At 71.1% G+C, this 26,652-nt stretch carries 24 protein-coding genes; 9 read left to right on the top strand and 15 right to left on the bottom strand.

Going from position 1 to position 26,652, the window contains the following annotated elements; all coding sequences use genetic code 11:
* Positions 1-56: 56 nt before the first annotated feature.
* The 7 genes from BIU90_RS03085 to BIU90_RS03055 form a co-directional block, all read right to left on the bottom strand.
* On the bottom strand, positions 57-935 hold the full coding sequence (locus BIU90_RS03085) for an aminoglycoside phosphotransferase family protein (RefSeq protein WP_071298775.1): 879 nt from the start codon (positions 933-935) through the stop codon (positions 57-59).
* Positions 936-1,064: 129 nt separating this feature from the next.
* Positions 1,065-2,024 (bottom strand): endo-beta-N-acetylglucosaminidase H, encoded by a 960-nt coding sequence (locus tag BIU90_RS03080; protein WP_083403641.1) that lies wholly within the window; start codon positions 2,022-2,024, stop codon positions 1,065-1,067.
* Between the two features lie 86 nt (positions 2,025-2,110).
* A complete protein-coding gene (locus BIU90_RS03075) occupies positions 2,111-5,137 on the bottom strand; it encodes a glycoside hydrolase family 38 C-terminal domain-containing protein (RefSeq protein WP_071298774.1) in 3,027 nt (1,008 codons plus the stop codon).
* 25 nt (positions 5,138-5,162) lie between these two features.
* The gene (locus BIU90_RS03070) at positions 5,163-6,530 is read right to left on the bottom strand and encodes a glycosyl hydrolase (RefSeq protein ID WP_071298773.1); all 1,368 of its coding nucleotides are present in this window, start codon (positions 6,528-6,530) and stop codon (positions 5,163-5,165) included.
* Positions 6,530-7,489 carry a carbohydrate ABC transporter permease gene (locus tag BIU90_RS03065; RefSeq protein ID WP_071298772.1) on the bottom strand — a complete coding sequence of 320 codons (960 nt, stop codon included), beginning with the start codon at positions 7,487-7,489 and terminating at the stop codon, positions 6,530-6,532. The genes BIU90_RS03070 and BIU90_RS03065 overlap by 1 nt, the downstream gene beginning before the upstream one ends.
* Positions 7,486-8,364, bottom strand: a complete 879-nt coding sequence (locus BIU90_RS03060) for a carbohydrate ABC transporter permease (protein WP_071298771.1) — start codon at positions 8,362-8,364, stop codon at positions 7,486-7,488. Before BIU90_RS03060 ends, BIU90_RS03065 begins: the two co-directional genes overlap by 4 nt.
* Positions 8,364-9,656 (bottom strand): sugar ABC transporter substrate-binding protein, encoded by a 1,293-nt coding sequence (locus BIU90_RS03055; RefSeq protein WP_071298770.1) that lies wholly within the window; start codon positions 9,654-9,656, stop codon positions 8,364-8,366. Before BIU90_RS03055 ends, BIU90_RS03060 begins: the two co-directional genes overlap by 1 nt.
* 134 nt (positions 9,657-9,790) lie before the next feature.
* Between BIU90_RS03055 and BIU90_RS03050 the strand changes: the two genes are divergently transcribed.
* Together BIU90_RS03050 and BIU90_RS18565 are read left to right on the top strand one after the other, a co-directional pair.
* Positions 9,791-10,822: a LacI family DNA-binding transcriptional regulator gene (locus BIU90_RS03050; protein WP_071298769.1), complete on the top strand. Its 1,032-nt coding sequence runs from the start codon at positions 9,791-9,793 to the stop codon at positions 10,820-10,822.
* Positions 10,823-11,339: 517 nt separating this feature from the next.
* Positions 11,340-11,492: a hypothetical protein gene (locus tag BIU90_RS18565; RefSeq protein ID WP_175470121.1), complete on the top strand. Its 153-nt coding sequence runs from the start codon at positions 11,340-11,342 to the stop codon at positions 11,490-11,492.
* Here the strand turns inward: BIU90_RS18565 and BIU90_RS03035 are convergent.
* Genes BIU90_RS03035 through BIU90_RS03025 form a run of 3 tightly spaced genes read right to left on the bottom strand, consistent with a single transcriptional unit; the run spans position 11,465 to position 14,489 of the window.
* Complete coding sequence (locus BIU90_RS03035; protein WP_254786933.1) at positions 11,465-12,328, bottom strand: DMT family transporter; 864 nt, start codon at positions 12,326-12,328, stop codon at positions 11,465-11,467. The genes BIU90_RS18565 and BIU90_RS03035 overlap by 28 nt on opposite strands.
* A gap of 23 nt (positions 12,329-12,351) precedes the next feature.
* A complete protein-coding gene (locus BIU90_RS03030) occupies positions 12,352-13,014 on the bottom strand; it encodes a response regulator transcription factor (RefSeq protein WP_071298765.1) in 663 nt (220 codons plus the stop codon).
* 38 nt (positions 13,015-13,052) lie between these two features.
* A complete protein-coding gene (locus BIU90_RS03025; RefSeq protein WP_083403640.1) occupies positions 13,053-14,489 on the bottom strand; it encodes a sensor histidine kinase in 1,437 nt (478 codons plus the stop codon).
* 84 nt (positions 14,490-14,573) lie between these two features.
* On the opposite strand from BIU90_RS03025, the gene BIU90_RS03020 reads away from it, so the two are divergent.
* A complete protein-coding gene (locus BIU90_RS03020) occupies positions 14,574-15,167 on the top strand; it encodes a hypothetical protein (RefSeq protein WP_071298764.1) in 594 nt (197 codons plus the stop codon).
* 54 nt (positions 15,168-15,221) lie between these two features.
* Positions 15,222-15,926, top strand: a complete 705-nt coding sequence (locus BIU90_RS03015) for a helix-turn-helix domain-containing protein (protein ID WP_071298763.1) — start codon at positions 15,222-15,224, stop codon at positions 15,924-15,926.
* A gap of 101 nt (positions 15,927-16,027) precedes the next feature.
* Here BIU90_RS03015 and BIU90_RS03010 read toward each other — a convergent pair whose 3' ends face one another.
* Entirely contained in the window at positions 16,028-17,434 is a 1,407-nt protein-coding gene (locus tag BIU90_RS03010) for a serine hydrolase (protein ID WP_071298762.1), read from the bottom strand.
* Between the two features lie 33 nt (positions 17,435-17,467).
* Here BIU90_RS03010 and BIU90_RS03005 point away from each other — a divergent pair, with 33 nt between their 5' ends.
* Complete coding sequence (locus BIU90_RS03005; RefSeq protein WP_071298761.1) at positions 17,468-18,952, top strand: amidohydrolase; 1,485 nt, start codon at positions 17,468-17,470, stop codon at positions 18,950-18,952.
* A 9-nt stretch (positions 18,953-18,961) separates the two neighbouring features.
* On the opposite strand, the gene BIU90_RS03000 is transcribed toward BIU90_RS03005, so the two are convergent.
* From BIU90_RS03000 to BIU90_RS02990, 3 genes are read right to left on the bottom strand one after another with little or no spacing between them, the layout of a single operon-like run.
* Positions 18,962-19,891 carry an Fpg/Nei family DNA glycosylase gene (locus BIU90_RS03000; protein ID WP_071298760.1) on the bottom strand — a complete coding sequence of 310 codons (930 nt, stop codon included), beginning with the start codon at positions 19,889-19,891 and terminating at the stop codon, positions 18,962-18,964.
* Between the two features lie 9 nt (positions 19,892-19,900).
* Positions 19,901-20,398 (bottom strand): ribose-5-phosphate isomerase, encoded by a 498-nt coding sequence (locus BIU90_RS02995; protein WP_071298759.1) that lies wholly within the window; start codon positions 20,396-20,398, stop codon positions 19,901-19,903.
* Between the two features lie 10 nt (positions 20,399-20,408).
* Positions 20,409-21,014, bottom strand: a complete 606-nt coding sequence (locus BIU90_RS02990) for an XRE family transcriptional regulator (RefSeq protein ID WP_071298758.1) — start codon at positions 21,012-21,014, stop codon at positions 20,409-20,411.
* On the opposite strand from BIU90_RS02990, the gene BIU90_RS02985 reads away from it, so the two are divergent.
* Complete coding sequence (locus BIU90_RS02985) at positions 21,013-21,543, top strand: GNAT family N-acetyltransferase (protein ID WP_071298757.1); 531 nt, start codon at positions 21,013-21,015, stop codon at positions 21,541-21,543. The two genes, BIU90_RS02990 and BIU90_RS02985, sit on opposite strands and share 2 nt — an antisense overlap.
* A 48-nt stretch (positions 21,544-21,591) precedes the next feature.
* On the opposite strand, the gene BIU90_RS02980 is transcribed toward BIU90_RS02985, so the two are convergent.
* Positions 21,592-22,287, bottom strand: coding sequence for a DsbA family protein (locus tag BIU90_RS02980; protein ID WP_302847383.1), 696 nt, complete (start codon positions 22,285-22,287; stop codon positions 21,592-21,594).
* A 121-nt stretch (positions 22,288-22,408) separates the two neighbouring features.
* On the opposite strand from BIU90_RS02980, the gene pepN reads away from it, so the two are divergent.
* From pepN to BIU90_RS02965, 3 genes are all read left to right on the top strand, one after another.
* Positions 22,409-24,988: an aminopeptidase N gene (gene pepN, locus BIU90_RS02975; RefSeq protein WP_071298755.1), complete on the top strand. Its 2,580-nt coding sequence runs from the start codon at positions 22,409-22,411 to the stop codon at positions 24,986-24,988.
* A gap of 83 nt (positions 24,989-25,071) precedes the next feature.
* Positions 25,072-26,142, top strand: a complete 1,071-nt coding sequence (locus BIU90_RS02970) for a mechanosensitive ion channel family protein (RefSeq protein WP_071298754.1) — start codon at positions 25,072-25,074, stop codon at positions 26,140-26,142.
* Positions 26,139-26,597: a globin gene (locus tag BIU90_RS02965; protein ID WP_083403639.1), complete on the top strand. Its 459-nt coding sequence runs from the start codon at positions 26,139-26,141 to the stop codon at positions 26,595-26,597. The genes BIU90_RS02970 and BIU90_RS02965 overlap by 4 nt, the downstream gene beginning before the upstream one ends.
* Positions 26,598-26,652: the final 55 nt, after the last annotated feature.

Genomic DNA, 26,652 nt, shown 5'->3' with positions numbered 1-26,652 from the left:
GCACTGCGCCGATCCGCGATCCCCGTCATCCCCTCCGAAGAAGGCACCGTCAGAGGTCAGCGCGATCTGCCGGTCAGGGTCTGCAGCCACTCCCGTGGAGCACTCCGGTACTCGATCGGCATCGCGTCACCGGCGGCGTCGATCGTCCGCTCCCAGCTGAGGACCCGCGGCACGACCCCGAGCGTCTGCCCGAGACTCACCAGGTGCTGCACGTCGGGGTCGTCCCCCACGCCGGGCTCGTCGAAGAACGTCTCGAGGTAGGCGTCGACCGCGCCGGGCACGTCTTCTTGTCCGGCGACGAGCAGCGTGCAGAACGGGTGCGACACGCACGCGTCGCCCCAGTCGAACGGCACGGCGTCCCGCGCGAAGGCGTTGCCCGCGTGCAGGTCGCCGTGTTCCAGGGTCGCCATCGGCAGCAGCTCGTCGAGCTCGGCGGCGGCATCGCGGAGCATCGGCAGGGCGGAGCGGACCTCGGGCGCCCAGCGGTCCACCAGCGCCTCGGCGACGTCGGGGAGCACCTCGAGGCGCACGTCCGGGACACCGACACGCAGCAGGTCGTCGGCGGCCGCGGGTTCGGTCGCCCACTGCACCTCGGCCACGTGCCGCATGACGTCGCGCCAGACGTCGCCTTGCTCAGCGGCGGGGGCCAGCCGCACGATGGGCCCGCCGTCGGGCAGCAGGACGAACGAGCCCTGCACTGCCACGGGGCGCTGCACGTGCGGGATGCCGTGGAGCGCGAGGACCTCGAGCAGTGCCGGCTCGGTGGCGATGGCCTCGGGCGCGGTCTTCAGGAACAGGTGGCCGCCCGGGGTGGAGACCCGCCAGACGGTGCTCCAAGCGCGCTGTCGCACCTGCTCGATGCCGAGGACGTCCGTCCCCTGCTCCGCCAGGACCGCTCGCGCCCAGTCGACCGCGTCGGTCATGTCGTCGTCCACACGAGCACCGTACCCGCAGCGTGCGCGCCCGCTGCCCCGTACGCCGTCGATCACCCCGTGCGAGGAAACGACCTCGCACGGGGTGATCGACCACGCACCACAGGCGGCACACGACCGCCCGGGCACCTCTTACCGGTACACCGCCGCCTGGCCGTAGAGCACCTGCGTGAACGACGACACGTATGGCGAGACGTCACCGTTCGGCAGGTTGTACGTCATGAACACGCCGTACCCGTCGGCCTTCGACCGCTGGGCCAGCGACACCGCGGTCGCCTGCGGAGTGTTCTGGATGTCGACGGCCGCCGCGGACAGGCGGTCCTTGCCGAGCCCCGGGATCGTCGGCGCCGAGTACGTGCCGTAGTACGGGTTCCAGGCGTAGTCGAGCTGCGACCCGATCGTGGAGCTCGACGAGGACAACGCGGTCGACGCCGGGCCGATGTCGTAGAACGAGATGAGCTTGCCGGGCATGTCGGCACGGAGCGCACTGATCAACCACCCGATCGACTGGTCGTTCGGCTGGGCGGTGCCGTTCGTGCCGTAGTCCGAGTACTCGTCGTCCAGGTCGACCCCGTCGAGCCCGTACTTCGTCACGGTGGCGGCGACCTGGGACGCGAAGTCGGCAGCGGCGGCCTGCGAGGTGAAGTTCGCGATGCCGGTGCCCTGGTGGTTGCCGAGGACCGACAGCGACACCTTGATGCCCTTGGCCTGCAGCGGGCGGATCTGCGTGGCCGCGGCGTCCAGCGTCGCCTGGACGTTCTCGTTGGCGTACAGGACGGCCCGACCGTCCTGGTTGTTGATGTTCGCGGCGAAGATGATCGCCACGTCGAAGGCGTTCGCACCGTTCGCCAGCGTGTACCGACCGACGTTCGACAGCTGGTCGTTGTTCACCTCGACGTAGGCGATGCTCGTCGGGCCGGTCTTGGTCGGTGTGGCGTGCGGCTGCGCACCGTGCCCGACGCCGTGGTGGGCGCCGACGCCGTGCGCGAGCCCCGTGGGCGACGGTGCGGCCGACGCGGCGGCGGGCACCATCGGGGCGGCCACCATCGCGACGAGGGCCGCGACGATGCCGAACTTCGTGGTCTGCTTCATGACACTCCTCTTCGAGTGACGGACCGGACGACGGACGTCGCCCGGGACCCGCCGCCGGGACACCCGAGGTCCCGGCGGCAGGCGTCTCAGATCCGCGGGAAGCGGAAGGTCCTGACTTCGAACGCGTCGACCGGGAAGGCATGGACACCGTCGACGGACGACGACGCGACCCCGGGCAGCGCCGGGTCGGTCTCCTCGAGCAGCGTGACCTCGGTCGGCTCGCCGAAGGGTCCGTCGACTGCGAGGCCACCGGTCCCCCGGCGGCCCGCAGGCTCGTACACCCGCACGACGAGGTCGCCGGAGCGGTCGTCGGCGAGCTTCACGCTCGACACGACGACGTCGCCGGAGGCCTGGACGAGCGCCCCGAAGCCGGATCCGCCCGTCACGGTGCGCGACCCGGTGTTCATCAGGATGCCGGCCGTGGTCGCGCCGACGACGTCGGTCCCGACGACCAGCCCGTACCGGTGCGTCTGCACGCCCTGGTCGGTCTCCGGGTCGGGGAACCGCGGGGCGCGCAGCAGCGAGAGCCGGAGCGTCGTCGTGACGTGGCCGTCGACGGCGTCGCGCGTGACGTCGAACCCGTGGATGGAGTCGTTCACCAGGGCGACGCCGAAGCCCGGCTCCTCGACGAGCACGTAGCGGTGCATCGAGGTCTCGAACTTGGCGGCCTCCCACGACGTGTTCGTGTGGGTCACCCGCTTCTGCGCGCCGAACTGGGTCTCCGCGATGGTGTGCTCGGCGCGGACGTCGAGCGGGAACGCCACCTTGAGGAACTTCTCGGTCTCGTGCCAGTCGGTCGTCTGGTCGAACTCGAGCGTCCGCGAGCCGGGTTCGAGCACGATCTGCTGCGTCACGGTCGAGTCACCGAATGCCCGTGCCACGACGACCCGGGCGACGCCGCCGTCGTCGACCGAGGACGACACCGAGGTCACCGAGACCAGGTCCTCGACCCGGTTGCGGTAGTACCGGTCGACGTCCCACGCGTCCCACATGTTCGGGAAGTCCTGGTGCAGCTGCAGCAGGTTCGCGACCTGACCCGGGGCGATCGCGTCGCGACCGGTGGACAGGTCCACGGCGCTGGTGACGAGCCCGCGGGCGTCGACGACGACGCGCACCAGGTCGTTCGTCAGCACGAACCCGCCGTCGGCCTCGGTCAGCGTGACCGGCGTCGTGGCCGCCAGGTCGGAGGTCAGGACCGCGCACTGCGCGAGGGCACCGCCCTGGAGGCTCGGGGCCGGGTTCACGACGATCGTGCGGTCCCCGGTACCAGCGAGCGCCGACAGGGCGGCGGCGATGAGGGCCTCCAGGCGGTCCGCGATCTCCGCGTACCGCTCGACGGCCTCGCGGTGCACCCACGCGATCGAGGTGCCCGGCAGGATGTCGTGGAACTGCTGCAGCAGGACCTGCTGCCAGAGCACGTCGAGCTCGTCGTAGGGGTAGGCGAAGTCGGTGCGGGCGGCGGCGGTCGCTGCCCAGAGCTCGGCCTCGACGAGCAGGTGCTCGCTGCGGCGGTTGCCCTGCTTGGTCTGGTGCTGGCTGGTGAGCGTCGCGCGGTGCAGCTCGAGGTAGAGCTCGCCGACCCACACCGGCGGGTGCGCCAGCTCGGAGCGAGCCCGGTCGAAGAACGCGTCCGGGTGCTCCCACGTCACGCGGGCGCTGCCCTCCAGGTCCGCCAGTCGCGCGGCCGTGCCGGTCATCTCCCGCGTGGTGCCACCGCCGCCGTCACCCCAGCCGACCGGGGCGATCGAGCCGGACGCCAGCCGGTTCTCGCGGAACTGCCGGGATGCCTTCGCGACCTCGGAGCCGGAGAGCCGGGAGTTGTACGTGTCCATCGACGGGAAGTGCGAGAACACCCGCGAGCCGTCGATGCCCTCCCACAGGAACGTGTGGTGCGGGAACTTGTTGACCTGGTTCCACGAGATCTTCTGCGTGAAGAACCACTCGAAGCCCGCACGCCGCATCAGCTGCGGCAGCGCCGGCGAGTACCCGAAGCTGTCCGGCAGCCAGACGCCCTTCGGCCGGATGCCGAACTCGCGCTCGAAGAACCGCTGGCCCTGCGAGAACTGCCGGACGATGCTCTCGCCCGTCGGCATCACGGTGTCGGACTCGACCCACATCCCGCCGAGGGGCAGGAACCGGCCGGCGGCGACGGCGTCCTTGACCTTCGCGTAGACCTCGGGCCGGTGTTCCTTGATCCAGGCGTACTGCTGCGCGCTGGACATGCCGTACAGGAAGTCGTCGGTCTGCCCGATGAGCTCGGTCATGCTCGACGTGGTGCGCGCGACCTTGCGGATCGTCTCGCGGACGGGCCAGAGCCACGCGGAGTCGATGTGGGCGTGACCGACGGCGGAGATGCGGTGCGCCGACGCCTCGGCCGGGGCGGCGAGCACCTCGACGAGGGCTGCGCGGGCGGCGCTCGCGGTCGCCGCGATGTGCTGCAGGTCGAGGGCGTCGAGGGCGTCGTCGAGCGCCTGCAGGATGCGCATGCGGCGCGGCCCCTCGGGGAGCTCGGCCTGCAGCTCGAGCAGCACGTCGATGTCGAGGGCGAGCTCGTGCACCTCGGACTCGAACACGGCGAGGTCCATCCGGCGCGACGTGTAGAGCCGATTCGAGGACGAGGTCTGGATGTCGCCCTCGTGCGTGACGAGGAAGGGGTGGTAGTCGAGCAGCACGGGGTTCGACGCGGCCTCGACGAAGAACTCGACGGTCTCCCCGCCGACGGCTTCCTCGGCGATGAGCACCCACTGGTTGCGCGGGTTGATCGACTTCACCGGTGTGCCGTCGGCGAGGTACACGAGCCCCTCGCACTGGAACCCCGGCATGTTCACGTCGAACCCGAGGTCGATGACGGCCTCGACGCGGCGGCCGGCCCAGGCGACCGGGACGGTGCCGGAGAGCCGGAACCAGGTCGTGCCCCACGCGGCGCCCCACGGCGTGCCGACCTCGTACGGCTCGAACGTGAGCGCGAGCCCGTCGGCCGGCGCGATCGGCTCACCGGGCAGCTCGTGCCAGGCGGCGTCGAGCGGGACCGCGGTGGCGTGCACCGCGGGGGTGATGCGTTCGTCGAGGACCCGTCGTGCGCGGCCGGTGGTGAGGGGGATGTCGTCGTGCATGGTGCCTTCCGGGGGACGGGGTGGGTCAGGGCGTGGTCGCGGGGTGCGCGACCGAGAGCGGCGTGGTGGTGCGGAGGTCTGCGGGGACGTCGACGCAGGTGGTGATGCCGCGAGCGGCGAGGAGCGCGGTGTCGTCGATCCGCGAGCGCAGGACGACCTGCGGGCCGCGACCGTGCTCCGCGGCGAGCGCCAGCCACGCGGCGGCGAACCGGCCACCGGGCGCGCTGTCCGCCCTGGTCGTCGGCAGCGGCGCTCCGGCAGCGTCGACGTCGTCGAGCACGAGCCCGGTCTCCGGAGCACCCGACGCTGGGCGCTGGACGTCGCGGGCCTCGGACGCCACCTCGCGGAAGCGCTCCCCGGTCGGCTTCACGCGGCCGTCGTTCGTCAGCAGCCCGAGGTCGTACTCGAGCTCCGGGAAGTCGGCGAGCGAGCGGGACACGTCGTGGGAGCACCACCACGTGACCCCGAGCAGGTGCTGCACGTCGAGGGCGTGCCGGATGGTCTGCTCGGTGAAGGACGCGGCATCGGCGACGTCCACGACGTTCGTCGGCGCACCGACCTCCTGCAGCCAGTTCGGTCGCGCGGCGTCCCGGTTCCACGCGGCGGCGAGCTGGAGCAGGTACTCCCCGTGCCGGACCGACCCGGCTCCGAGTGCGCCGTGCACCGCCGCCGAGCCGTTGAACACCCACGAGTGCGTGACGGTCGCGTCGCCGTGGTCGGCGGCGTGCTCGGGGCCGAACGGCTGGGCGTCGTCGTACCAGGCCGCGTCGTACTGCGCGACGGTGACCAGCGGCCCGAGAGCCGGCCCGGCCGGTGCCGTGTGCCGCGCATCGGAGCCGAGCCGAGCCTCCAGGCCGGGACCACCGGAGAGGCCGGACCGCGCCGCCGCGACCATCGCCGCCGCCCACGTGTGCCCGTCCGCCGGCGTGATCGTGTGCGGCGACGGGTGCGGTGCGTGGGCGAACTGGTTCACCTCGTTGCCGATGGTGATCCCGAGCAGGTTCGGCCGGTCCCCCACCGCCGCGGCGAGCGCCCGGACGTACGCGGCCGTCGACGCGACGACGTCCGGGTCGGTGAACATGTTGCGCCGGTGCCACGAGTCCAACCACGACGGCAGGAAGTCGAAGCTCGACAGGTGACCCTGCAGTGCGTCGACGTTGACGTCGAGTCCGAAGGACGCGGCGATGTCGACCACGCGAGCGACGTCGTCGAGCGCCTGCGGACGGATCAGCGTCCGGTTCGGCTGGACGACCGGCCAGAGCGGGAAGACCCGCACGTGGTCAGCGCCGAGCGCAGCGATCGCCTCGAGGTCGCGCGCCGTGTCGGACGCGGAGAAGTCGAGCCACGAGTGGAACCAGCCGACCGAGGGGGTGTAGTTGACACCGAAGCGCATCAGCCCTTCACACCGCCCTCTTCGACGCCCTTGAAGAAGAACCGCTGCAGCACGGCGAACACCACGGCGATCGGGATGAACGCGATCATCGTGCCGGCCGCGATCAGCCGCTGGTCGGTGCCGAACGTGCCGCGCAGGTACTCCAGCCCGACGGTCAGCGTGAGCTTGTCGGGCGACTGCAGCACGATGAGCGGCCAGAGGAAGTCGTCCCAGGCCCCGATGAAGGCGAAGATCGCGATGACCGCGATCGTGCCCTGCACGGCGGGCAGCGCGATGAAGCGGAGTCGCTGCCAGGCGTTCGCACCGTCCATCACCGCGGCCTGGTCGATCTCCTCGGGGATCTGCCGGAAGGCGTTGAACATGAGCAGGACGTTGAGCGCGGCGATCATGCCGGGCAGGGCGACGCCGACCAGGTTGTCGGCCAGGCCGAGGTCCTTGACGGTGACGAACTGCGAGATGATCGTCGCCTCGCCGGGGAGCACGAGCGTGGCGAGGAACAGCCCGAGCACGGCCTTGCGGAAGCGCCACTGCAGGCGTGCGAGCGCGAACCCGGCGAGCGTCGCGAAGACGATGTTCCCGATGACGTCGATCGCTGCGACGACGAGCGAGTTGCCGATGTACCCGAACACCGGGATCGCGTCACCGACGCGCAGGTAGTTGCCGAACGTCGGTTGGCTCGGGATGAAGGACGGGTTCGCGGTGTAGATGTCCTCGCCGGGCCCCTTGAGCGACGTCGACAGCTGCCAGAGGAACGGGCCGATCGTGATGAACAGCACCACGACGAGCAGGACGTAGCGGACCGTCTTCTCCCGTGGCGACATGACGCCCCAGATGGCGCGGCGGCGCTTGCGGGGCGGCCTGGAGGCTCCCCCTCCGCCCGTCGCGCCGGTCACGTCCGGTGTCGGTGCCGCTGCGCCGGCGGCGCCCCCGATGGCCGGTTCGGTCGTCGTGTTCGTCATCGGTCCGCCTTGCTGTTCATGCGCGCCAGGGCGAGCATCGGGATCAGCGTCACGGCGAAGAGCAGCAGGCTCAGCGCGGACGCGTACCCGAGGTTGCCGGTGAACCCGCGGGCGTACTGCTGGATGAGCATCACGAGCGAGTTGTCCTGCCCGCCGGGGCCGCCCGTGCCGTTCGTCAGGATGTAGAGCTCGCTGAAGACCCGGAGCGCGGAGACGCAGACCAGGATGCCGACGAGCGTCATCGTGCCGCGGACGCCCGGCATGGTCACCGACCAGAACCGTCGGATCGATCCGGCGCCGTCGAGCGCGGCGGCCTCGTGCAGCTCCTTGCCGACGTTCCCGAGGGCCGCCAGGAAGATGATCATGTAGTACCCGAGGCCCTTCCAGACGGTCAGGCTGATCGCGCTGAACAGCAGGAGCCACCGGTCGGTCAGGAACGGGATGCTGCCCTGGACGATGCCGAGGGACTGCACCATCTCGTTGATGACGCCGCGGTCGTCGAGGATCCAGTTCCAGATCAGCCCGACGACCACCGCGCTCGCGATGACCGGCGTGTAGTACGCCGTCCGGAAGAACGCGATGCCCGGCAGCTTCTGCTGGACGAGCACCGCCATGAGCAGCGGCAGGACGGTCAGCAGCGGCAGGCAGATCGCCATGTAGATGACGCTGTTGAGCAGTGCCTCCCACACCTGCGGGTCGGCGAGCAGGGTCTGGAAGTTCTCCAGACCCACCCACCGGCTGACCCCACCGAGCGGGCTGGCGTTCGTGAACGACAGCCGCACGGTGTTGATCGACGGCCAGAGACTGAACGCCAGCAGCCAGACGAGCGCCGGCAGGATCAGCAGCCAGGGCGTGAACCAGCGGTTGGCGCGCATCAGCCGTTCGCCAGCAGGGTGTTCATCTTGGTCTGCGCGGTCTCGAGCGCCTGCTTCGGCGTGGTGCCGCCCTTCATCGCCAGCGCGATCTGCTGGTCGAGGAAGTCGGTCATCGCGGAGTTCGCCTCGACCGGGTTCAGGTTCTTCGCCGTCTTCAGCGCGTCGTTGGCGAGCACGCGGGCCTTCGCCTCGATGGTGCCGTCGTCCTTCGAGAAGAACGGGTCCGACTGCGACGAGGTGGTGGACGGGAAGATGTTCACCAGGTGCGCGAACGACTCCTGGTTCTTCGCGTTCGTCATGAACGCCGCCAGGGCCTCGGCGGTCGCGATGTGCTTCGACTTGCTCGACACGGACAGGCCCTGCACGTACAGCGGCGGGTTGTCCAGGGCCGGCGAGACCACGATGTTGCCCTTGAGCGACGGGTTGTTCCGCTCGAAGTCACTGATCGCGGTGGCACCGCCGGTGGTCCACGCCACCTTACCCTGGGTGAACAGGGTCGAGTTGCCGAGGTAGTCGGTGTTGAGGACCGACGCCGGCATGAGGCCCTCCTGGTAGGCCTTGGCGTACTTGCTGATCAGGTCGGCGGCCTTCGACGAGTCCGCGAAGGTGAACTTCGTGCCCTGGTCGTTGATGATCTTCACGCCGGCGAGCGAGAAGTCGCTCAGTCCGGGCTTGCGGCTCATCAGGTAGTCGTCCGGGCAGTTCTGGTGCATGGTCGCGGCCTGCGTGAAGAGTTCGTCCGTCGTCTTCGGCGGGCTCGCGGGGTCGAGGCCGCACTTGGTGAACATCGACTTGTTCCAGTAGTCGATGTCGGTGTTGAGGTACCAGGGGTAGCCGTACGTGCCGTCGACGCCCTTGTAGTCGTACGCCGCCAGGGCGCCCTTGACGTAGGTGCTCGAGAGGTTCGAGTCGTCCTTCGCGACGTCCTGCAGGAACCCGCGCTTGGCGAGGGGCAGGGCGATGTCCGGCGGCAGGTTGATGACGTCGGGCAGCGAGTTCGACGATGCCTGGCTGAGGACCTTGTCCGCGTAGCCGTCACCGGGCTGGTCGACGAGCTTGACCTTCGCGTCGGGGTGCTGCTTCTCGAACGCCTTCACGACGCCGTTGAGGTAGTCCGTGTAGGTCGGCGTCAGCGCCCACGTCTGCAGGGTGATCGTGCCGGAGATGTCCTTGCTGCCGGTGTCGGTCGCACCGCTGCCGGCCGAGCAGCCGGTCAGGACGAGGGCGGTGGCTGCTGCTCCGGCGAGCAGGGCGACGGCCCGGGCCGTCGTGGTGCGGGGTGTGGTCTTCATCGCGTCGGACTCCCTTGTACGTGCGGATGGTTCTGCGTGCAGGTGGTTCTGCGGTACTGAACCGGTTCAGTGCTGATCGCGCCGACCGGGGTGATGTGCCCGACGATGGACGACTAAAGCGTTATAGTCAAGTCATGGCCATCCAACGTCGGACGACGATCGCCGACATCGCCGCCAAGGCCGGCGTCTCGATCAGCGCGGTCTCGTTCGCCCTGAACGACCGACCCGGGGTGTCCGACGCCACCCGCGCCCGGGTGCGCGCCGTGGCCCGCGAGCTCGACTGGCAGCCGCACACCGCGGCACGGGCGCTCGGCGGGGCGAAGGCCGGGTCGATCGGCTTCGTCCTGAACCGGCCGGCACGGACCCTCGGCACCGAGTCGTTCTTCGGTGACCTGATCTCCGGCATCCAGTTGGGGCTGGCCGGGTCGCACGTCGGCATGAACCTGCTCGTGGCGCGCGACGCGGACGAGGAACTCCAGACCTACCGGGACTGGTGGAACGGCCACCGCGTCGACGGCGTCATCGTCATCGACCCGCGGCACGACGACGACCGCCTGCGCCTGCTGGGGCGCCTCGGGATGCCGACCGTCGTCGTCGGTTCCCGCCCCTCCCCCGAGGGTGCGGCACCCAGCGTGTGGATCGACGACTCCGACGCCACCGAGAAGGTGCTGCGCTACCTGCACGCACTCGGACACCGTCGCATCGCCCACGTGGCCGGACGACCCGAGTTCGAACACACGGCGATGCGCATCGAGCGCCTCCGGGAGTTCGCGGAGGGGCACGACCTGCCGGACACCGTGTCGATCCCCACGGACTACTCGGCCGACTCGGGGGCCGCCGCCACGCGGGAGCTCCTGTCCCGACACGAGCGACCGAGTGCGATCGTGTTCGACAACGACGTGCTGGCGGTGGCAGGGCTCGGCGTCGCGAGCGAGATGGGCGTCGCGGTCCCGGGTGCGGTGTCGATCGTGTCCTTCGACGACTCCGCGATGATCCGGCTGGTGCGCCCCGCGGTCACCTCGCTGACGCGCGACACCGTCGAGCTCGGGCAGCGCGCGGCGACGCTGCTGCGCCGGCAGATCGACGCCGACCACGCGCTGCCGTCGGAGCAGGGGCCGATGCTCACCCTGAGCGTCCGCGAGAGCACGGGCCGCGCCGCGAGCTGACACGCGCATGTGGGGACAGGCAGCGCCCGGAACGACGGCCCTGACTTGACGGACCATTCGAACACACGTTCGAATGGCCCTTGTGGGACGGCGTCGCGAGAACCGGTGGCAGCCCCCGGAACACCCGGAGGTCGAACGCCCACGCGCCTACTCCCTGTCCGACGACGCACGGGGGCCGGACGTCTGTCACGCGGTCACCCCGCTGCCGGTGTGGGCATGGGTCCAGTTCCCGACGTTCCACGTCCGCGTGAAGGCCTTCGCGAAGAGCTGGACCCGTGACGCCGTGCTGGTGGAGTGGGCACAGTTCGGTCAGCAGGCCGAGGCCTGGGTCTGGCGTTCGGCCGTGAAACACCGCGTTCTCCGGACAGAACGCGTGCATCGGACTCCGCATGGCGCACGCGATTGACACGTTGCGGGGCGCAGAGGATCGTTCACCGTGCCCCGGTTCAACAAGAATCACGACGATCGAGACATCCGTCCCGCGACCGTCACGTCCCACGACCGGAAGGAGGCACCCGTGAAGAACCATGACGTGCCGTCCTGGGTGGCACACGTGCTCACCCCGCCAGAGGTCATCGCCGCCTACGTCGAACGACGGGTGAACGACCCCGCGCTGCTCTCGGGCGAGCAGCACGAACCCACCTACGCGGACTTCCTCCGAGCCGAGTAGACCGTCACGCCGACGCTCGCCGCGGTCACACACGCGAGCGCGACCACCTCGACGAGCGAGAGCGCCTCGCCGAGGACCACCAGCCCGGCGAGGGCCGCGATCGCCGGGCCCAGACTCTGCAGCACGCCGAAGACCCGGGTGGGCATCCGTCGCAGTGCGAGCATCTCGAGCGCGTACGGCAGCACGCTCGACAGCACCGCGACGATGCCGAACACGACGAGCAACGACGGGTCGGCGACGACGCCCCGGACCGCGGTGCCGAGGCCGAACGGCAGCGACACGACCATCGCCACGAGCATCGACACCACCAGACCGTCGACGCCCGGGATGATCGACCCGACGTGCCGGTTCATGACGATGTAGCCCGCCCAGCACGCGGCGGCGGCGACCGCGAACGCGACCCCGGCGAGTTGGGTGACCGCGCTCGGCCCGACACCGAGCAGCACCACGCCGGCCAGGGCGAGTGCGGCCCAGAGCGCGTCGCGCCACCGCCGCGTGTGCACGAGGGACAGGGCGAGCGGACCGAGGAACTCGATCGTCACCGCGACGCCGATCGGGATCGACGCGAACGCCAGGTAGATGAACACGTTCATGCCGCCGAGCGCCAGGCCGAGACCGACCGCGCCGAGCCACTGCGCCCGATGCCAGTGCCGCACGCGCGGCCGGACGACGAGCGCCAGCACGAGGGCGCCGATGACGAGCCGCAGGGTGGCCGCGCCGACCGAGCCGACCTCGTCGAACCGGGTCTTCGCGACCGCGGCGCCGAGCTGGACCGAGACGATCGCGGCGAGCGCCAGCAGCGGCGCCGGGACCCGGGTCGTCCGTGGCGCTGGCACGGGGTCCGTCCGAGGCGCCCGCGTCATCCGAGGTAGGCGAGGACGGCGAGGACGCGGCGGTGGTCCACGCCGGTGTCCTCGAGCGCGAGCTTGGCGAAGATGCTCGACACGTGCTTCTCGACGGCCCCGGTCCCGATCACCAGCGCACGGGCGATCGCCGCGTTCGTGCGCCCCTCGGCCATCAGGCCGAGGACCTCGCGTTCGCGCGGCGTCAGGGCGTCGAGCGGGTCCTGTCGGCGCTGCATCAGCTCGCGCACGACCTCGGGGTCCAGGACCGTCCCGCCGGAGGCGACGCGGCGGACGGCGTCGTCGATCTCCTCGAGTCGCGTGACGCGGTCCTTGAGCAGGTAGCCCACGCCGGCGGTCCCGGACGCCAACAGGTCCTCCGCGTAGGTGGCCTCGACGTACTGGGACAGCAGCAGCACCCCGGTGCCCGGTGCCACCCGACGGGTCTCGACCGCGGCCCGCACCCCTTCGTCGGTGAAGGTCGGGGGCATCCGGACGTCCATCACGACGACGTCGGGTGCGGCTCCGGGGAGCGTCGCCAGGAACGCGGCGGCGTCGGCGTACTGCGCGACGACCTCGATGCCGGCCTCGTCGAGCACCCGTGCCAGGCCCTCACGGAGCAGCACGGCATCGTCGACGACGACGGCCCGGATGCGCGGTGCATCCGGGCCGAGGGTCATGCCGCCAGCCTAGTGGCGAGACGTCACGCGGCAGGGGCTCACCGGGCCGTCGGCACGCCGTTCAGTGCGCCGAGCGGGATCCGTGCGGTGGCCTCGGTCGGGCCGCCCTCGGGGCTCGACACGGTGAGCTCGCCGTCGAGGGACCGCATGCGTCCCATCAGGCCCGCGATGCCGTGCCCCTCCTGCACGCTCGCGCCGCCCACGCCGTCGTCGGTGACGCTGACGGTCAGGTGCCAGATCGCCGACGCGTCGACGACCAGCCCGAGGTAGACCCCGGCAGTGGACGCGCCCGCGTGCTTGGTGGTGTTCGTCAGCAGCTCGGACACCGTGAAGTACACGTTGCGCTGGATCTCGGTCCCCAGGGTGAGTCCCTCGGGCAGGCGGACCTCGAGCCCGACGGGGATCGGGGTCCGGGCGACCAGGGCCTCGAGCGCCGCGACCAGACCACGGTCGAGCAGGATCGGCGGGGCGAACCCACGGGACAGCGCTCGGAGCTCGTCGAGGGCGTCCTTCGCGTGCTCCGACGCCTCGGCGATGAGCCGCTTCGCACCCGCCGGGTCCTTGTCGAACGACCGCTCGGCGGCGGCCAGGTCCATCCGCAGCCGCACGAGCCGCTGCTGGGGTCCGTCGTGCAGGTCGCGCTCGATCTGGCGCAGGGTCTGACCCTCGGCGGTGACGGCGCCCGCACGGGATGCCTGCAGGCCGGCCACACGCTGCTCGAGCTGCTCGGCGCGGAACCCGCCGAGCAGGCCGAAGTCGACCCAGAAGTGGGCCAGCACCGAGCCACGCGCCCAGAGCGGCAGCAGCGCGACCGAGGCTGCCATCGACGCCAGACCGAGCGCGACGAGCGTCACGAGGGGCGGGCTGCCGTAGGGCAGGTACCCCCGCAGCAGGAACACCCCGGCGAGCACGACGGGCCAGAGGAACCCGGCGACCAACAGCAGGCCGGCGCCGACGGTCACGAGGGCTGCGAGCGGGTACACGACCACCGCGTGCAGCAGGTAGAGCCAGTAGTGCGGGTTCGCGACGGCCGACCCGGTGCGCGTCCACCAGTTCTGCTGCCATCGCGGCGTCCAGTCGACCGGCCGGATCGGTCGCCGGTCCGCCCACGAGATCCGCAGCCGCTCGAACTGTCCGAGCCACCGAGCGACGAACAGTGCGACGAAGAACATCAGCAGCACGAAGGGGTTGAACAGGTCGCGGAACCCACCGCCGAACACCACCGCGGGGAAGGCGAAGTACAGCGTGCAGAGGAGCACGGCCGTCAGCGCCATGTACCCGAGGTCGCGCGGCAGCCGACGCCATGCTCCGCGGTAGAACTCCCCTGCGGTCGGCGTCGGCGGAACAGGCGGCGTGTGCATCGGCGGCTGGGCCGTGGGCTGCGCCGGTTGCTGCATGGGCTTCGTGGCTCCCGGGGGTACGGCGTCGTCCAGCGGCACGGTGATCGCCTGGTCGAGTCGGTCGGTGTCGGTCATGACCTCGAGCCTGGTCGTGCCGGGCTCGCGTTCCCATCCTGCCCCCTCCCGGACACGGGGTGGGGGTAGCCCTACCCTGGGCCGATGGGGAACGACACGAGGGACCGTCTGATCGCGCTCGCCGGGGTGGTGGCGGGGGTGTTGCCCGCGCTGAGTGGCCTCGTGGGCCTCACCACGCTGACGGGCTGGTACCCGGCCGCTGGCGTCCAGGCGACCGCAGCCGTGGTCGCCGCCGTCGCCGCCGTCGTCGTGGGGCTCGCCGGACGGCGTCGCGCCGACCGCGCCACGATCGCGTTCGCCGTCGCGGTCGTCCTCCTGGCTCTGGCCTGGGTGCCGCTCCCGTCGGCGCTGTGGCCGCTGACCACGATCATGCGAGTTGCGTCCCAGGGGCTCCTGCTGGCGTTCGGCGTGCTCGTCGTGCAACGGAGCGTCGGTCTGACGCGGCTGGCTGGCTGGGTGGTCGCGGGCGGCACGGTCGTCTGGTTGCTCGGCGGCGTCGTCCTGTGGTTCGGCGTCGTCCCGGACGCCTCGCAGGAGCTGCTCGGCACCCTGTTGCTCGTGGGTCCCGCCGGGATGCTCGTCGGGTTCCTCGCCGCGGCGCTGCTCTTCGCGGGTCCCCTGCTCCGGCCGGTCGGTCGTGGCGCTCGGTACCTGTGGTCCACAGCCGACGTGCGCTGATCCGTTCTCCACAGCAGGTCGCCGTCCGCAGACGCGGTCCGACAGGCTGGTCCGATGCCCGACCTGCTCCCGCCGAGGAAGGGCGCGATCCTCGCCCCGGGAGCGGAACGATGGGTCGGCACGGACGCGCACGTCCATCGTGAGCCGCGGGTCGACCAGCCCCCGGTCGGCGGTGTCAGCCTCGCGAGCGCCGACACCCACCACGGCACGGTGCACGTCGGCCCGCTGTTCGACGAGGTGGTGCGCCTGCCGGACCTCTTCACGACGACGACGCACCACGACGCACACCACGATGTCGACACCGACGTGCTGCTCGCCCTCGAGCACCTCGGTTCGGTCGCGGCTGTGCGCTGGCCGTGCCCGGCCCGGGACGCCCTGGCACAGCTCGTGGTCGTGTCGCTCCTGATGACCTGGCAGGTGCCGGTGCTCGACGACCGGAGCCTGACTCGGTGCTTCGATGCGATCGCCGATGCCGAGCGTTCGATCCCGACGACCGCACTCCCGGCACTTGCACGCATGTCACGCTCGACCCTCACGCGACGGTTCCGCGCGACGACGGGCCTCACGCCGGACGAGTTCCGTCGGTGGGTGCGCACGCTCGAGATCCGTACCCAGCTCCACCTCGGGCACGACCCAGGAGCGGTCGCCCGGCGGCACGGGTCCGCATCCGTCCGCGCGCTGGTCCGCGTCGTGGAGCGGGTCGAGCGCACGACGGAGCGCCGCCCGCAGTCGGGAGCAGGATCCGTCTTCGAACACTGACGAATCCGGTTCGCGCACACCGGGCCACGGCGACCGGATTCGTCAGATCGCAGAACGAACCTGCGGTTGCCCGCGTGCTGGCCGCAGCGGGGTGTACCGGGTCAAGCCATTCCGGCGGCGACCTCGGGGGTCTCGACGGGGATCGACCACGGGAGCTCGGTCATGCCACCGCTGCCCCGGATCGAGCGGATGCTGCCGTCGGGCGCGCGGCTGATCGTGACGTCCTCGTCGATCGACCCGAACCGGTTGCCGTGGGTCATCCGGAGCGTGGCGCCGTCGACGACCTGCAGGCGCGTCGGGGACTCGAGCGGGTCCGGTGCGGCGGGGTCGAACGCCAGCAGCCGGTCCCCCACGCGGGCGATGTCGGTGACGCCCCAGGGGTTGGCGTACCGGCCGGTGACGCTCGCCGCGTCGAAGTCGGCCGGGATCGTCGAGCCAGGAGCGTGCTCGTCCGCGGCCGCGTCGAGCAGCCGGACGATGCCCGTCGCCAGCATCGAGGCCGGGCCGCCGGCCGCGCTGGTCAGCACGGAGACGACCAGTGACGACGCCGGGTCGAACACCGACTGCGTGATGTGCCCCGGGAAGCCGCCCGAGTGCCCGCGGACCTCGCGCCCGTCGATCCGGTCCGCGATGAAGCCCGCGCCGTAGCCCCGTGCCGAGGGGTCCTCGTCCGAGGCGCTCCAGGCCTTCCGCTGCGCCAGCCGCTTCGCGTGGTCTCCGAGCAGCGTGCCCTGACCGAGCACGTGCGCGGAGAAGTAGCGGACCAGGTCGGACGCCGTCCCGTGGAAGCCCGTGGCCGCCGCCATCGCCCGGGTGTCGACGTGCGGGAAGCGCTGCCGCGTGCGGGCGGTGTGCAGGCCCGAGTACCCGACGACGAACTCGTCGGCGCGGGACGCGTCCCAGTCCGGACCCGTGTTGCGCAGCCCGAGCGGCTCGATGACCGCCGACCGGACGGCATCGCCGTAGGACTGACCCGTCACGGCCTCGATGACGAGCCCGAGCAGGGAGTAGCCGAGGTTCGAGTAGTTGAACGAGGAACCCGCCGGCACCTTCTGCCCGTCGTCGAGCACGAGCGCGAGCAGCTGCTGCTCGTCCGGGAACGGGTGCGCGAGCGACCAGTGGTCCCCGTCGCGGCCGTCGCGGAGCACCCCGGCGCCCATCTCCATCAGCTCGCGGACCGTGGCGTCGGCGATCGGCGAGCCGCCGTCGACGAGTGCGTGGACGTGCGTGCCGACGGTGTCGTCCAGCCGCAGGGCACCACGCTCGGCGAGCTGCAGGAGCACGGTCGCGGTGAACGTCTTCGAGTGCGACGCGATCCGGAACAGGTCCTCGGTCGTGAGTCGCCGGCCGGCCTCCACGTCGGCGTACCCCCACGCCTCGGAGAACAGCTCCTGGTCCTGGTACCCGATCGCGACCTGCACGCCGGGCACGCGCAGCTGCCACACCTTGTACGACACCCACTCGCGGACGTAGGGCAGGACGGTCTCGTAGGCAGCACGGTTCGTCATGCCCTCCAGACTGGCATGTGCCAGGCTCGGGACATGCCGAACCCTCCCGGATCCGAGGTCCTGCTCCGCACCGTCCGGCGCATCGGCACGGCAGGCGCTCCGGCGGACGTGCTCGTGACGGACGGCGTCGTCCGCGCGGTGGCGCCAGCGGGGACGCTCGAGCCGTCCGGCCCGGACACCGACGTCGTCGAGGCCGCCGGCGCCTGGCTCGGACCGGGTCTGGTCGACCACCACACGCACTTCGACCAGTGGGCCCTGGTCCGGCGCCGGATCGACGTCGCCGCGTGCACGTCCGCCGAGGCCGTCGCCGACCTGGTCGCGGCGGCAGCGCGGACCGGCCTGACGGACGGGACACTGGTCGGCCACGCGTACCGCGACGGGATGTGGCCGCGCCCCGCACGACGCGAGCTGCTCGACCAGGCCGCGCCGGGCCTCCCGGTCGTCATCGTGAGCGCGGACCTGCACGCGGTCTGGTGCAACGCGCTGGCCCTCGACCACTTCGGCCGCGCGCTCGGACGGCCGCTGCCAGCCGACGCGGACGGCGTGCTGCGCGAACAGGACGCCTTCGACGTCACCGCAGCGCTGTCGGCCGTCCCGGACGCCGTGCTCGACGGCGCGGTCGCGGACGCCGTCGACGCGGCGAGCGCCCGCGGGGTGACGCGGGTCGTCGACCTGGAGATGCGGTTCGGCCTCGACCGCTGGACCCGCCGGGTCCGCGCGGGGATCGACGGCCTGCGCGTGGCGAGCGGCGTGTACCCGGCGGAGCTCGACGCCGTCATCACCCGCGGCCTGGTGACCGGGGACGTCGTCGACGGCACGCGGGGCCTGATCACCATGGGCCCGTTCAAGGTCGTCACGGACGGGTCCCTCGGCACCCGGACCGCCGCGATGGCCAACGGCGACGGCGTGCTCGCCTGGCCCCACGACGAGCTGCTCGCAGTGACGCAGCGGGCCGTCGACGCCGGACTCGTCCCCGCGATCCACGCCATCGGCGACCGGGCGAACACCGTCGCGCTCGACGTCTTCGAAGCGCTCGGCGCTCGGGGCTCCGTCGAGCACGCACAGCTGCTCGCCGACACCGACGTCGACCGGTTCGCGCGCCTGGGCGTCACGGCGTCGGTCCAGCCCGAGCACGCGATGGACGACCGCGACGTCGTCGACCGCTACTGGGCCGAGCACGCCGACCGTGCCTACGTCTTCGCGTCGCTGGTCCGCTCCGGCGCGCGCGTCGTCCTGGGGTCGGACGCCCCCGTCGCGCCGCTCGACCCGTGGGTGTCGCTCGCCGCAGCCGTCGGTCGCGACCGCGACGGACGGGAACCGTGGCACCCGGAGCAGCGGATGACGGCGCTCGCCGCGTGGCAGGGGTCGACCGACGGGCGCACCACGGTCGCCGTCGGCGACGTCGCGGACCTGGTGCTGACGGCTGCGGACCCGCTGGCGTCGTCGTCGTCGGCGCTCCGGTCGATGCCGGTCCTCGCCGCCGCGGTGAACGGCCGTTGGACCTACCGCGACCTGTGACGCCGTGCGCTACTTCTGGTCCTTCGGGCACCAGTAGAGCTTGCGTCCGGCCATGTCGGCCATCCGGATCTCGGTGCCGCACACCCGGCAGGGTTCACCCTGGCGGTGGTAGACCCAGTGCCGGTCCTTCCGCGACCGCAGCGCCTTCTTGTGGTCGGCGGCGGACAGCCCGTCCATCGTGAGCATCAGGCCGTCGCGGACGCCGTCGTGCAACAGCTTCGACCAGTCCGCCCACAGCGCCTTCGCCTGCTTGACGGTGATCTTCTTGCCCACCTTGTACGGGTCGATCCGCTGCCGGAACAGCAGCTCGGCGCGGTAGATGTTGCCGATCCCGCTCACCACGGACTGGTCCATCAGCAGCTGGCCGATCGCGACGTTCCGCTTCCGGACGTTCTCCACGAAGGTCTTCTCGGCCTCGGGTCCGTCGTCGTTGACCGGGTCCGGCCCGAGCTTGTCGAGCGCGCGCTGCACCCCGGCGGCGTCCTCGACGACACACGCCGTCGGACCGCGCAGGTCGGCGACGGTGTCCTCGGTCAGCAGCCGGACACGGACCTGCCCGACGGGGTCCGGTGGGAAGGCCTCGATCGGGTCCTCGGACTTCTCCTGCTCGGCCATCCGGTAGCGCGCGAGCCGCGGGGCACCGATGGAGGACAGCGACTCTTCTTGGTCGTCGTCGTCGGACAGCGCCTCGGCGGTCGAGATCACCCCCGCGAAGTCCCACGCCCCGTACAGGCCGAGGTGCACGCGGAGGAACAGGTCGCCCTCGAACTCGAGGAACAGCTGCTTGCCCACGGCCCGCGAGGCGACCAGGCGCTTGCCGTCGAGCTGCGCGGCACCGGCGGCGAAGCGTCCTTGCGGACTGGACACCTCGCAGCGCTTGCCGACGAAGTGTCGGGTGAACTGGTTGGCGATGCGGTGGACGGAGTGACCCTCGGGCATGCGACCTGTCTACTCGGCCGAGCCGTCGATCTGCTTGCCGGCGATGTGCCCCGTCTGCTCGTACTCCGCCAGCTGCGCGATGCGGCGGGCGTGGCGCTCCTCGCCGGAGAACGGCTCGGCGATGAACAGGTCCACGAAGTCGATCACCTGTTCCTCGGTGTGCTGGCGGGCGCCGAGCGAGATGACGTTCGCGTCGTTGTGCTGGCGGGCCAACAGGGCGGTCGACTCGTTCCACACCAGTGCGGCGCGGACGCCCTCGACCTTGTTGGCGGCGATCTGCTCGCCGTTGCCCGATCCGCCGAACACCACGCCGAGCGCCTGGACCCCGGCGCGCTGGTCGGCGACGACGGCGTGGGCGGCGTTGATGCAGAACGAGGGGTAGTCGTCGAGCGCGTCGTACTCGGTGGGACCGTGGTCGATCACCTGGTGCCCGGCGTCCGTCAAGTGCGAGGCGAGGGTCTTGCTGAACTCGAGGCCGGCGTGGTCCGTTCCGAGGTGGATGCGCATGGGACCGATCCTATTCCCGCACCGCGCGCCCCCTCGCCACGACGACGACGTACCGGCAGGGCTGCTCGGAGTCGTTGGCGTAGGTGACCTCGGCCGGCTCACCGAGCTCGATCCGGTCCCCCGCGCCGAGCGTCGTCGGCTCACCGCCGACGTCGAGCCGCAGCGCGCCCTCGACGACCCAGATGCAGTGGCGCAGGAACGCGTACGCCGACGCCGGGTAGGTCACGTGGGCACCGGCCGGGAGGACCACCTCGGTCACGTCCACGGGGAACTCCGCGCTCGACACGGGACGGCGGCGGTACCCGGTCTCCGGGTCCGTCCAGTGGTCGGCGGTCGCGCCGCGTTGGACGCCGGTCGCCTGTTCGAGGCTGGCGGGCTCCGGCGCCTCGCCGCGCTGTCCCTCGTCGAGCAGTTGGGAGATCGTCATCCCGAAGGCCCCGGACAGGCGGCCGAGGATCGTCGCGGTGGGGCTCGACACCCCGCGCTCGACGCGGTTGATCATCGCCCGCGAGACACCGGACGCCTCGGCGAGCTCGGTCAGGCTCCAGCGGCGCTCGGTCCGGAGGTGCTGCAACCGTTCCCCGAGCAGGCGTTCGTCGTCTACGATCTGAGACATGCCGACAGCATATGCGACAAGTGGAGGTTCCCCCGCAGTCCTCGTGCGCGACTGCGAGCCGCGCGACCTCGACGTCGTGCACGCACTGCACGAGGACGCCGTGCTGCACTCGACCGCGATCTGGCAGGACGAGCCGCACCCTCGCGCCTGGTTCGACGGCTGGTTGGCCTCGCGGCAGGCCGACGGCTGGCCGGTCGTCGTGGCCGAGGTCGACGGGCAGGTCGCCGGGTACGCGTCCTACTCGCAGTGGCGGCCGCACCCGGGGTACCGGTCGACCGTCGAGCACAGCGTGTACGTCGTCCCGGCGTTCCGCGGGCGCGGCGTAGCGACGGTGCTGATGAGCGCGCTGGTCACTCGGGCGCGGGACGAGGGGCGGCACGTCATGATGGCGGGGATCTGCAGCACGAACACCGGCTCGATCGCCCTGCACGAGCGGCTCGGGTTCACCACCGTCGCCGTCGTGCCCGAGGTCGGTCGCAAGTTCGACCGGTGGCTCGACCTGACCCTGATGCGCCTGCCCCTGGCCTGAGCCCCACCGGGCGCACGCCGGCGGGGCGGGCGCGAGCCGAGCCTCCCGTCAGTCCGTGGGGTCCGCGTCCGTGTGGTCCGTGTCCGTGGGGTCCGTGTCCGTCGGGTCCGTGTCGAAGATCGGTCCGACGGTGCGGGAGCGCTTGAGCTCGAAGAAGCCCGGGTAGCGCGCCGCGGCGATGACGCCGTCCCACAGGTCGAGCGCCTGCTGGCCCTTGGGCGCCGGGGAGATCACCGGGCCGAAGAAGGCGGTGCCCTCGACGGCGATCACCGGCGTGCCGACGTCCTGACCGACGCGCTCGATGCCGTCGCGGTGGCTCTCGCGGGTGGCGGCGTCGACCTCGTCCGACCAGGCGTACTCGGCCAGGTCGGCATCCAGGTCGAGCTCGGCGAGGACCGCGGGGACGACCTGCTCGGGGTCGGACTCCTGACGGTGGTGGATGTGCTCGCCGAGCGCGTCGTACAGCGGCTTCACGACGTGGTCGCCGACGCGCAGCCGGGCAGCGGTGACCAGGCGCGGGTAGACCTGGCCGCGCTCGAGCCGCTCCTTGTCGGTGTCCGGCACGTCCTGGTCCTCGTTGAGGACGAACAGGCTCATCACCTTCCAGGTCACGTCGAGGCGGCGCTGGCGCTCGACCTCGCCCACCCAGCGGCTGGTCATCCAGGCCCACGGGCAGTTCGGGTCGAACCAGAACTCCACAGCAGTCGGGGTCTCGGCGGTCTTGTCCACAGTCGTCTCGGTCACGCTGCGAGCGTACGCGCGCTCGCTAGGCTGGAACCCACACGTCCCCCGGTGCACGACGCCGCGTGGGACGACCGACGCGCGGACATCGATCGTCCGCGCCCGCATCGAAGATGGAGCGTCCGTGCCCGGAGAGAACCTCACCAGAATCGAAGCCCAGGAACGCGCCGCAGTCGTCGACGTGCAGTCCTACGACGTCGAGCTCGACCTCACCCGCGGTGCGGAGTCGTTCGGCAGCACCACCCGCGTCCGCTTCACCGCGACGCCCGGCTCGTCCACGTTCATCGACGCGATCACGAAGACCGTGCACTCCGTCGAGCTCAACGGCACCGCGCTCGACGTCGCCGCGGTGAACGACGGCGTCCGCATCCAGCTCGCCGACCTGCAGCAGCAGAACGAGCTCGTGGTCGTCGCCGACGCGCTCTACACGAACACCGGCGAAGGCCTGCACCGCTTCGTCGACCCCGTCGACGACGAGGTCTACCTGTACTCCCAGTTCGAGGTGCCCGACTCGCGCCGCATGTTCGCCGTGTTCGAGCAGCCCGACCTCAAGGCCGAGTTCTCCTTCACCGTCACCGCACCGGCGCGGTGGCAGGTCGTCTCGAACTCCGTCACGCCCGAGCCGCGCGTCGACGGCGACATCGCCACGTGGGCGTTCCCGCCGACCGCGCGGATCTCGAGCTACATCACCGCGCTCGTCGCCGGCCCGTACGAGGTCGTGCGGGACGAACTGACCTCGAGCGACGGCCGCACCATCCCGCTCGGTGTCTTCGCGCGGAAGTCCCTGGCCGAGTACCTCGACCCGGAGTACGTCTTCGACATCACGAAGAAGGGCTTCGCCTACTACGAGGCCAAGTTCGACGTGCCGTACCCGTTCGACAAGTACGACCAGATGTTCGTGCCGGAGTTCAACGCCGGGGCGATGGAGAACGCCGGCGCGGTGACCTTCACCGAGACCTACGTGTTCCGCTCGAAGGTCACGGACGCCATCAAGGAGCGCCGGGTCGTCACGATCCTGCACGAGCTCGCGCACATGTGGTTCGGCGACCTGGTCACCATGAAGTGGTGGAACGACCTGTGGCTCAACGAGTCCTTCGCCGAGTGGGCGTCGACCATCGCCACGGCCGAAGCGACCGAGTGGACCGAGGCGTGGACCACGTTCCAGGCGATGGAGAAGTCCTGGGCCTACCGCCAGGACCAGCTGCCCTCGACCCACCCGATCGTGGCGACGATCAACGACCTCGAAGACGTGCAGGTCAACTTCGACGGCATCACCTACGCCAAGGGCGGCTCCGTCCTGAAGCAGCTGGTGGCGTGGGTCGGCATCGACGCGTTCTTCGCCGGGGTGTCGGCGTACTTCAAGAAGCACCACCACGGCAACACCGAGCTGAAGGACCTGCTGGTCGAGCTCGAGGCCACCAGCGGGCGTGAGCTCGGCGAGTGGTCGCAGCTGTGGCTCGAGACCGCCGGCGTCAACACGCTGCGCCCCGAGATCCAGGTCGACGACGACGGCGTGATCACGTCCTTCGCCGTGCTGCAGGAAGCCCCCGCGGACCACCCGACCCTGCGCCCGCACCGGCTGGCGATCGGCCTGTACGCCTTCCAGCAGGACGCCTCGGCACCGTTCGGCGCAGACACCGCATCGGCGGGCGGCAAGCTCGAGCGCATCCACCGCGTCGAGATCGACGTGGACGGCGCCCGTACGGACGTCCCCGAGATGGTCGGGCAGCGCCGTGGCGACCTCGTCCTGCTCAACGACGACGACCTGGCCTATGCCAAGATCCGCCTCGACGAGCAGTCGCGTCGCACCGCCATCGAGCACCTCGCGTCGATCGCGAACCCGCTCGCCCGCTCCATCGTCTGGGGCGCGATGTGGGACGCGACGCGCGACGCCGAGTCGCCCGCCAGCGACTACGTCCGTCTGGTGCTCGGCAACATCGCGACCGAGACCGAGTCGACCACGATCCGCACCACGCTGTCGCAGCTGCTGCTGACCGCGCGGAACTACGTCGCACCGGCCAAGGTCGACGCCGCGGTCCGGACGGTCGGCGACACGCTGTGGAACCTGGCGTCCTCAGCCGAGGCCGGGTCCGACGCGCAGTTCCAGTTCGTCAAGTTCTTCGCGCAGATCGCCTCGACGCCGTCGCACGTCGAGACCCTGACGGGGCTGCGCGACGGTTCGGTGACGCTCGCCGGGCTCGAGATCGACACGGACCTGCGCTGGGAGCTCCTCGAGGGCCTCGTCCTGGCGGGCGCCGCCGGCAATGCCGAGATCGACACCGAGCTCGCCGGGGACCGGACCGCGTCCGGTGAGCAGGCCGCTGCTCGTGCGCGGGCGACGATCCCCACGGCCGAAGGCAAGCTCGCCGCGTTCTCGTCGCTGGTCGACTCCGACTCGGCGCCGAACGCGATCGTCCGCCAGACCACGATCGGCTTCCAGCACGCGAACACTCCCGTCGTGCTCGAGGGCCTCGTCCCGAAGTACTTCGACGTGCTGACCCGGATCTGGGCCGAGCGGAGCTACCACATCGCGGACACGATCGTCAGCGGGCTCTACCCGGCGCCGCTGGCCTCGGTGGAGCTCCGTGACGCGGCGACCGCGTGGCTCGAGGCGCACCCGGAGACCCCGGCGCTGCGGCGCATCGTGACCGAGAACCGTGCGGGCACCGAGCGTGCCCTCCGGGTCCAGGCAGCCGACGCCTGACCCTGAGCGGTGGCGTCTGAGCGGCGGGGACTCGGCGTTCCTCAGGGAGCGCCGAGGCCCCGCCCTCTAGCATCGTCCGGATCATGATCTTGGCTGCGAACACGTCCGGCGACGTCCCAGCGTGGATGTCGAACACCTTCACCCAGTTCGTCGAGACCTGGCACGTCCCCATCGTCATCGTGGTGACGCTGATCGGCGCGGTGATCCTGCGGCTGGTGCTCCGGCACTCGATCAAGGGCATCGTCAACCGCATCGTCTACGACGTGAAGAAGCGGCAGGGGGCCGCTGACACGCAGGCACTGATCGCCTCGCCCATCCAGACCGCGCGCGTGGTCCAGCGCACCCGCACGCTCGGCAGCGTGCTGCAGAACCTGGCGACGGTCATCATCGTGATCATCGCGCTGGCGATCATCATCCCGCAGGTCCTGCCGAACGCGGCCGTCGGCATCGTCGGCGGCGCATCGCTCGTCGCCGCCGGTCTGGCCGTCGGCGCACAGTCGATCGTCAAGGACCTGCTGTCCGGGGTGTTCATGATCCTCGAGGACCAGGCCGGCGTCGGTGACGTCGTCGACACCGGCCCCGCCACCGGCGTCGTCGAGAACGTCGGGCTGCGCGTCATGCAGATCCGCGACGTGAACGGCATCCTCTGGTTCGTCCCGAACGGCCAGATCCTGCGCGTCGGCAACCTGTCGCAGGGGTGGTCCCGGGTCCTGGTCGACATCACGGTCCCCTACGACACCGACATCGACGCCGTGCAGGACCGCCTCCTCGCCGCTGCGGTGGCGATGTCGCAAGAGCCCCGGTGGCGGCAGCGGATCGTCGAGAAGCCCGAGATCTGGGGCCTGCAGTCGGTGTCCGACACCGGCATGGTGTTCCGGCTCGTCGTGAAGACCCGGGCCTCCGAACTCGACGTCGTCGGCCGCGAGCTCCGCGTCCGCCTCAAGCGCGCCGTGGACGACCTCGGCGTGACCCTGCCCGCGATGGCGATGATCATGCCCGAGGGGTGGGAGAACGCGACGTCGATCAACGGCCTGCGCAGCGTCGCCACCCAGCCCACGCCCGCGCAGACCCCCTCGCGGCGCGGCAAGAAGACGAACGTGTACGGGCAGCCGATCGACACGCAGCGCTCCGAACCCCGGAAGGACGACCGATGAGCGACCAGTCCCCCGCCGTGCCGAACGGCCCCACCGGAGCGCCGATCACGCTCCGTGTCGGGCTCGGCGGCGCCGCGGCGAGTGGCTCGCTGTATGACCGGATCGGCGGCGCCCCGGCGTTCGACCGACTCGTCCGACGCTTCTACGACGGGGTGCAGACCGACGAGGTCATCTGGCCGATGTACCCGCAGGACGACCTCGAGGGGGCGATCAGCCGCCTGTCGCTGTTCCTGCAGCAGTACTGGGGCGGGCCGGGCACCTACAGCGCCGAGCGTGGGCACCCGCGGCTGCGCATGCGGCACCAGCCCTTCCGCATCACGCCCGAGGCCCGGGAGCGCTGGCTGCACCACATGCACGACGCGGTGGCGTCGCTCGAGCTGGCACCCCTGGACGAGGCCGAGCTCTGGGGCTACCTCGACCGGGCTGCGCATGCGATGACGAACAGCTTCGACTGAAGGACCGGTCGGTCGGTCGGTCGGTCGGTCCGGTCCGGTCCGATCGGTCCGGTCC

This window comes from Curtobacterium sp. MCBA15_001 (assembly GCF_001864835.1).
Lineage (GTDB): Bacteria > Actinomycetota > Actinomycetes > Actinomycetales > Microbacteriaceae > Curtobacterium.
The sequence above is the reverse complement of the archived record's forward strand: the minus strand, read 5'-3'. Positions and strand labels throughout refer to the sequence as shown.

Coding starts and splice junctions, on each gene's coding strand:
- BIU90_RS03060 (WP_071298771.1), bottom strand. CDS start 8,364: ATGCGCGCCAACCGCTGGTTCACGCCCTGGCTGCTGATCCTGCCGGCG.
- BIU90_RS03070 (WP_071298773.1), bottom strand. CDS start 6,530: ATGCGCTTCGGTGTCAACTACACCCCCTCGGTCGGCTGGTTCCACTCG.
- BIU90_RS02995 (WP_071298759.1), bottom strand. CDS start 20,398: ATGCGCATCCACCTCGGAACGGACCACGCCGGCCTCGAGTTCAGCAAG.
- BIU90_RS03065 (WP_071298772.1), bottom strand. CDS start 7,489: ATGACGAACACGACGACCGAACCGGCCATCGGGGGCGCCGCCGGCGCA.
- BIU90_RS03000 (WP_071298760.1), bottom strand. CDS start 19,891: ATGCCCGAGGGTCACTCCGTCCACCGCATCGCCAACCAGTTCACCCGA.
- BIU90_RS02990 (WP_071298758.1), bottom strand. CDS start 21,014: ATGTCTCAGATCGTAGACGACGAACGCCTGCTCGGGGAACGGTTGCAG.
- BIU90_RS02970 (WP_071298754.1), top strand. CDS start 25,072: ATGATCTTGGCTGCGAACACGTCCGGCGACGTCCCAGCGTGGATGTCG.
- BIU90_RS03080 (WP_083403641.1), bottom strand. CDS start 2,024: ATGAAGCAGACCACGAAGTTCGGCATCGTCGCGGCCCTCGTCGCGATG.
- BIU90_RS02985 (WP_071298757.1), top strand. CDS start 21,013: ATGCCGACAGCATATGCGACAAGTGGAGGTTCCCCCGCAGTCCTCGTG.
- BIU90_RS02965 (WP_083403639.1), top strand. CDS start 26,139: ATGAGCGACCAGTCCCCCGCCGTGCCGAACGGCCCCACCGGAGCGCCG.
- BIU90_RS03055 (WP_071298770.1), bottom strand. CDS start 9,656: ATGAAGACCACACCCCGCACCACGACGGCCCGGGCCGTCGCCCTGCTC.
- BIU90_RS03025 (WP_083403640.1), bottom strand. CDS start 14,489: ATGACCGACACCGACCGACTCGACCAGGCGATCACCGTGCCGCTGGAC.
- BIU90_RS03010 (WP_071298762.1), bottom strand. CDS start 17,434: ATGACGAACCGTGCTGCCTACGAGACCGTCCTGCCCTACGTCCGCGAG.
- BIU90_RS03075 (WP_071298774.1), bottom strand. CDS start 5,137: ATGCACGACGACATCCCCCTCACCACCGGCCGCGCACGACGGGTCCTC.
- BIU90_RS03015 (WP_071298763.1), top strand. CDS start 15,222: ATGCCCGACCTGCTCCCGCCGAGGAAGGGCGCGATCCTCGCCCCGGGA.
- BIU90_RS03005 (WP_071298761.1), top strand. CDS start 17,468: ATGCCGAACCCTCCCGGATCCGAGGTCCTGCTCCGCACCGTCCGGCGC.
- BIU90_RS03030 (WP_071298765.1), bottom strand. CDS start 13,014: ATGACCCTCGGCCCGGATGCACCGCGCATCCGGGCCGTCGTCGTCGAC.
- BIU90_RS03050 (WP_071298769.1), top strand. CDS start 9,791: ATGGCCATCCAACGTCGGACGACGATCGCCGACATCGCCGCCAAGGCC.
- BIU90_RS03020 (WP_071298764.1), top strand. CDS start 14,574: ATGGGGAACGACACGAGGGACCGTCTGATCGCGCTCGCCGGGGTGGTG.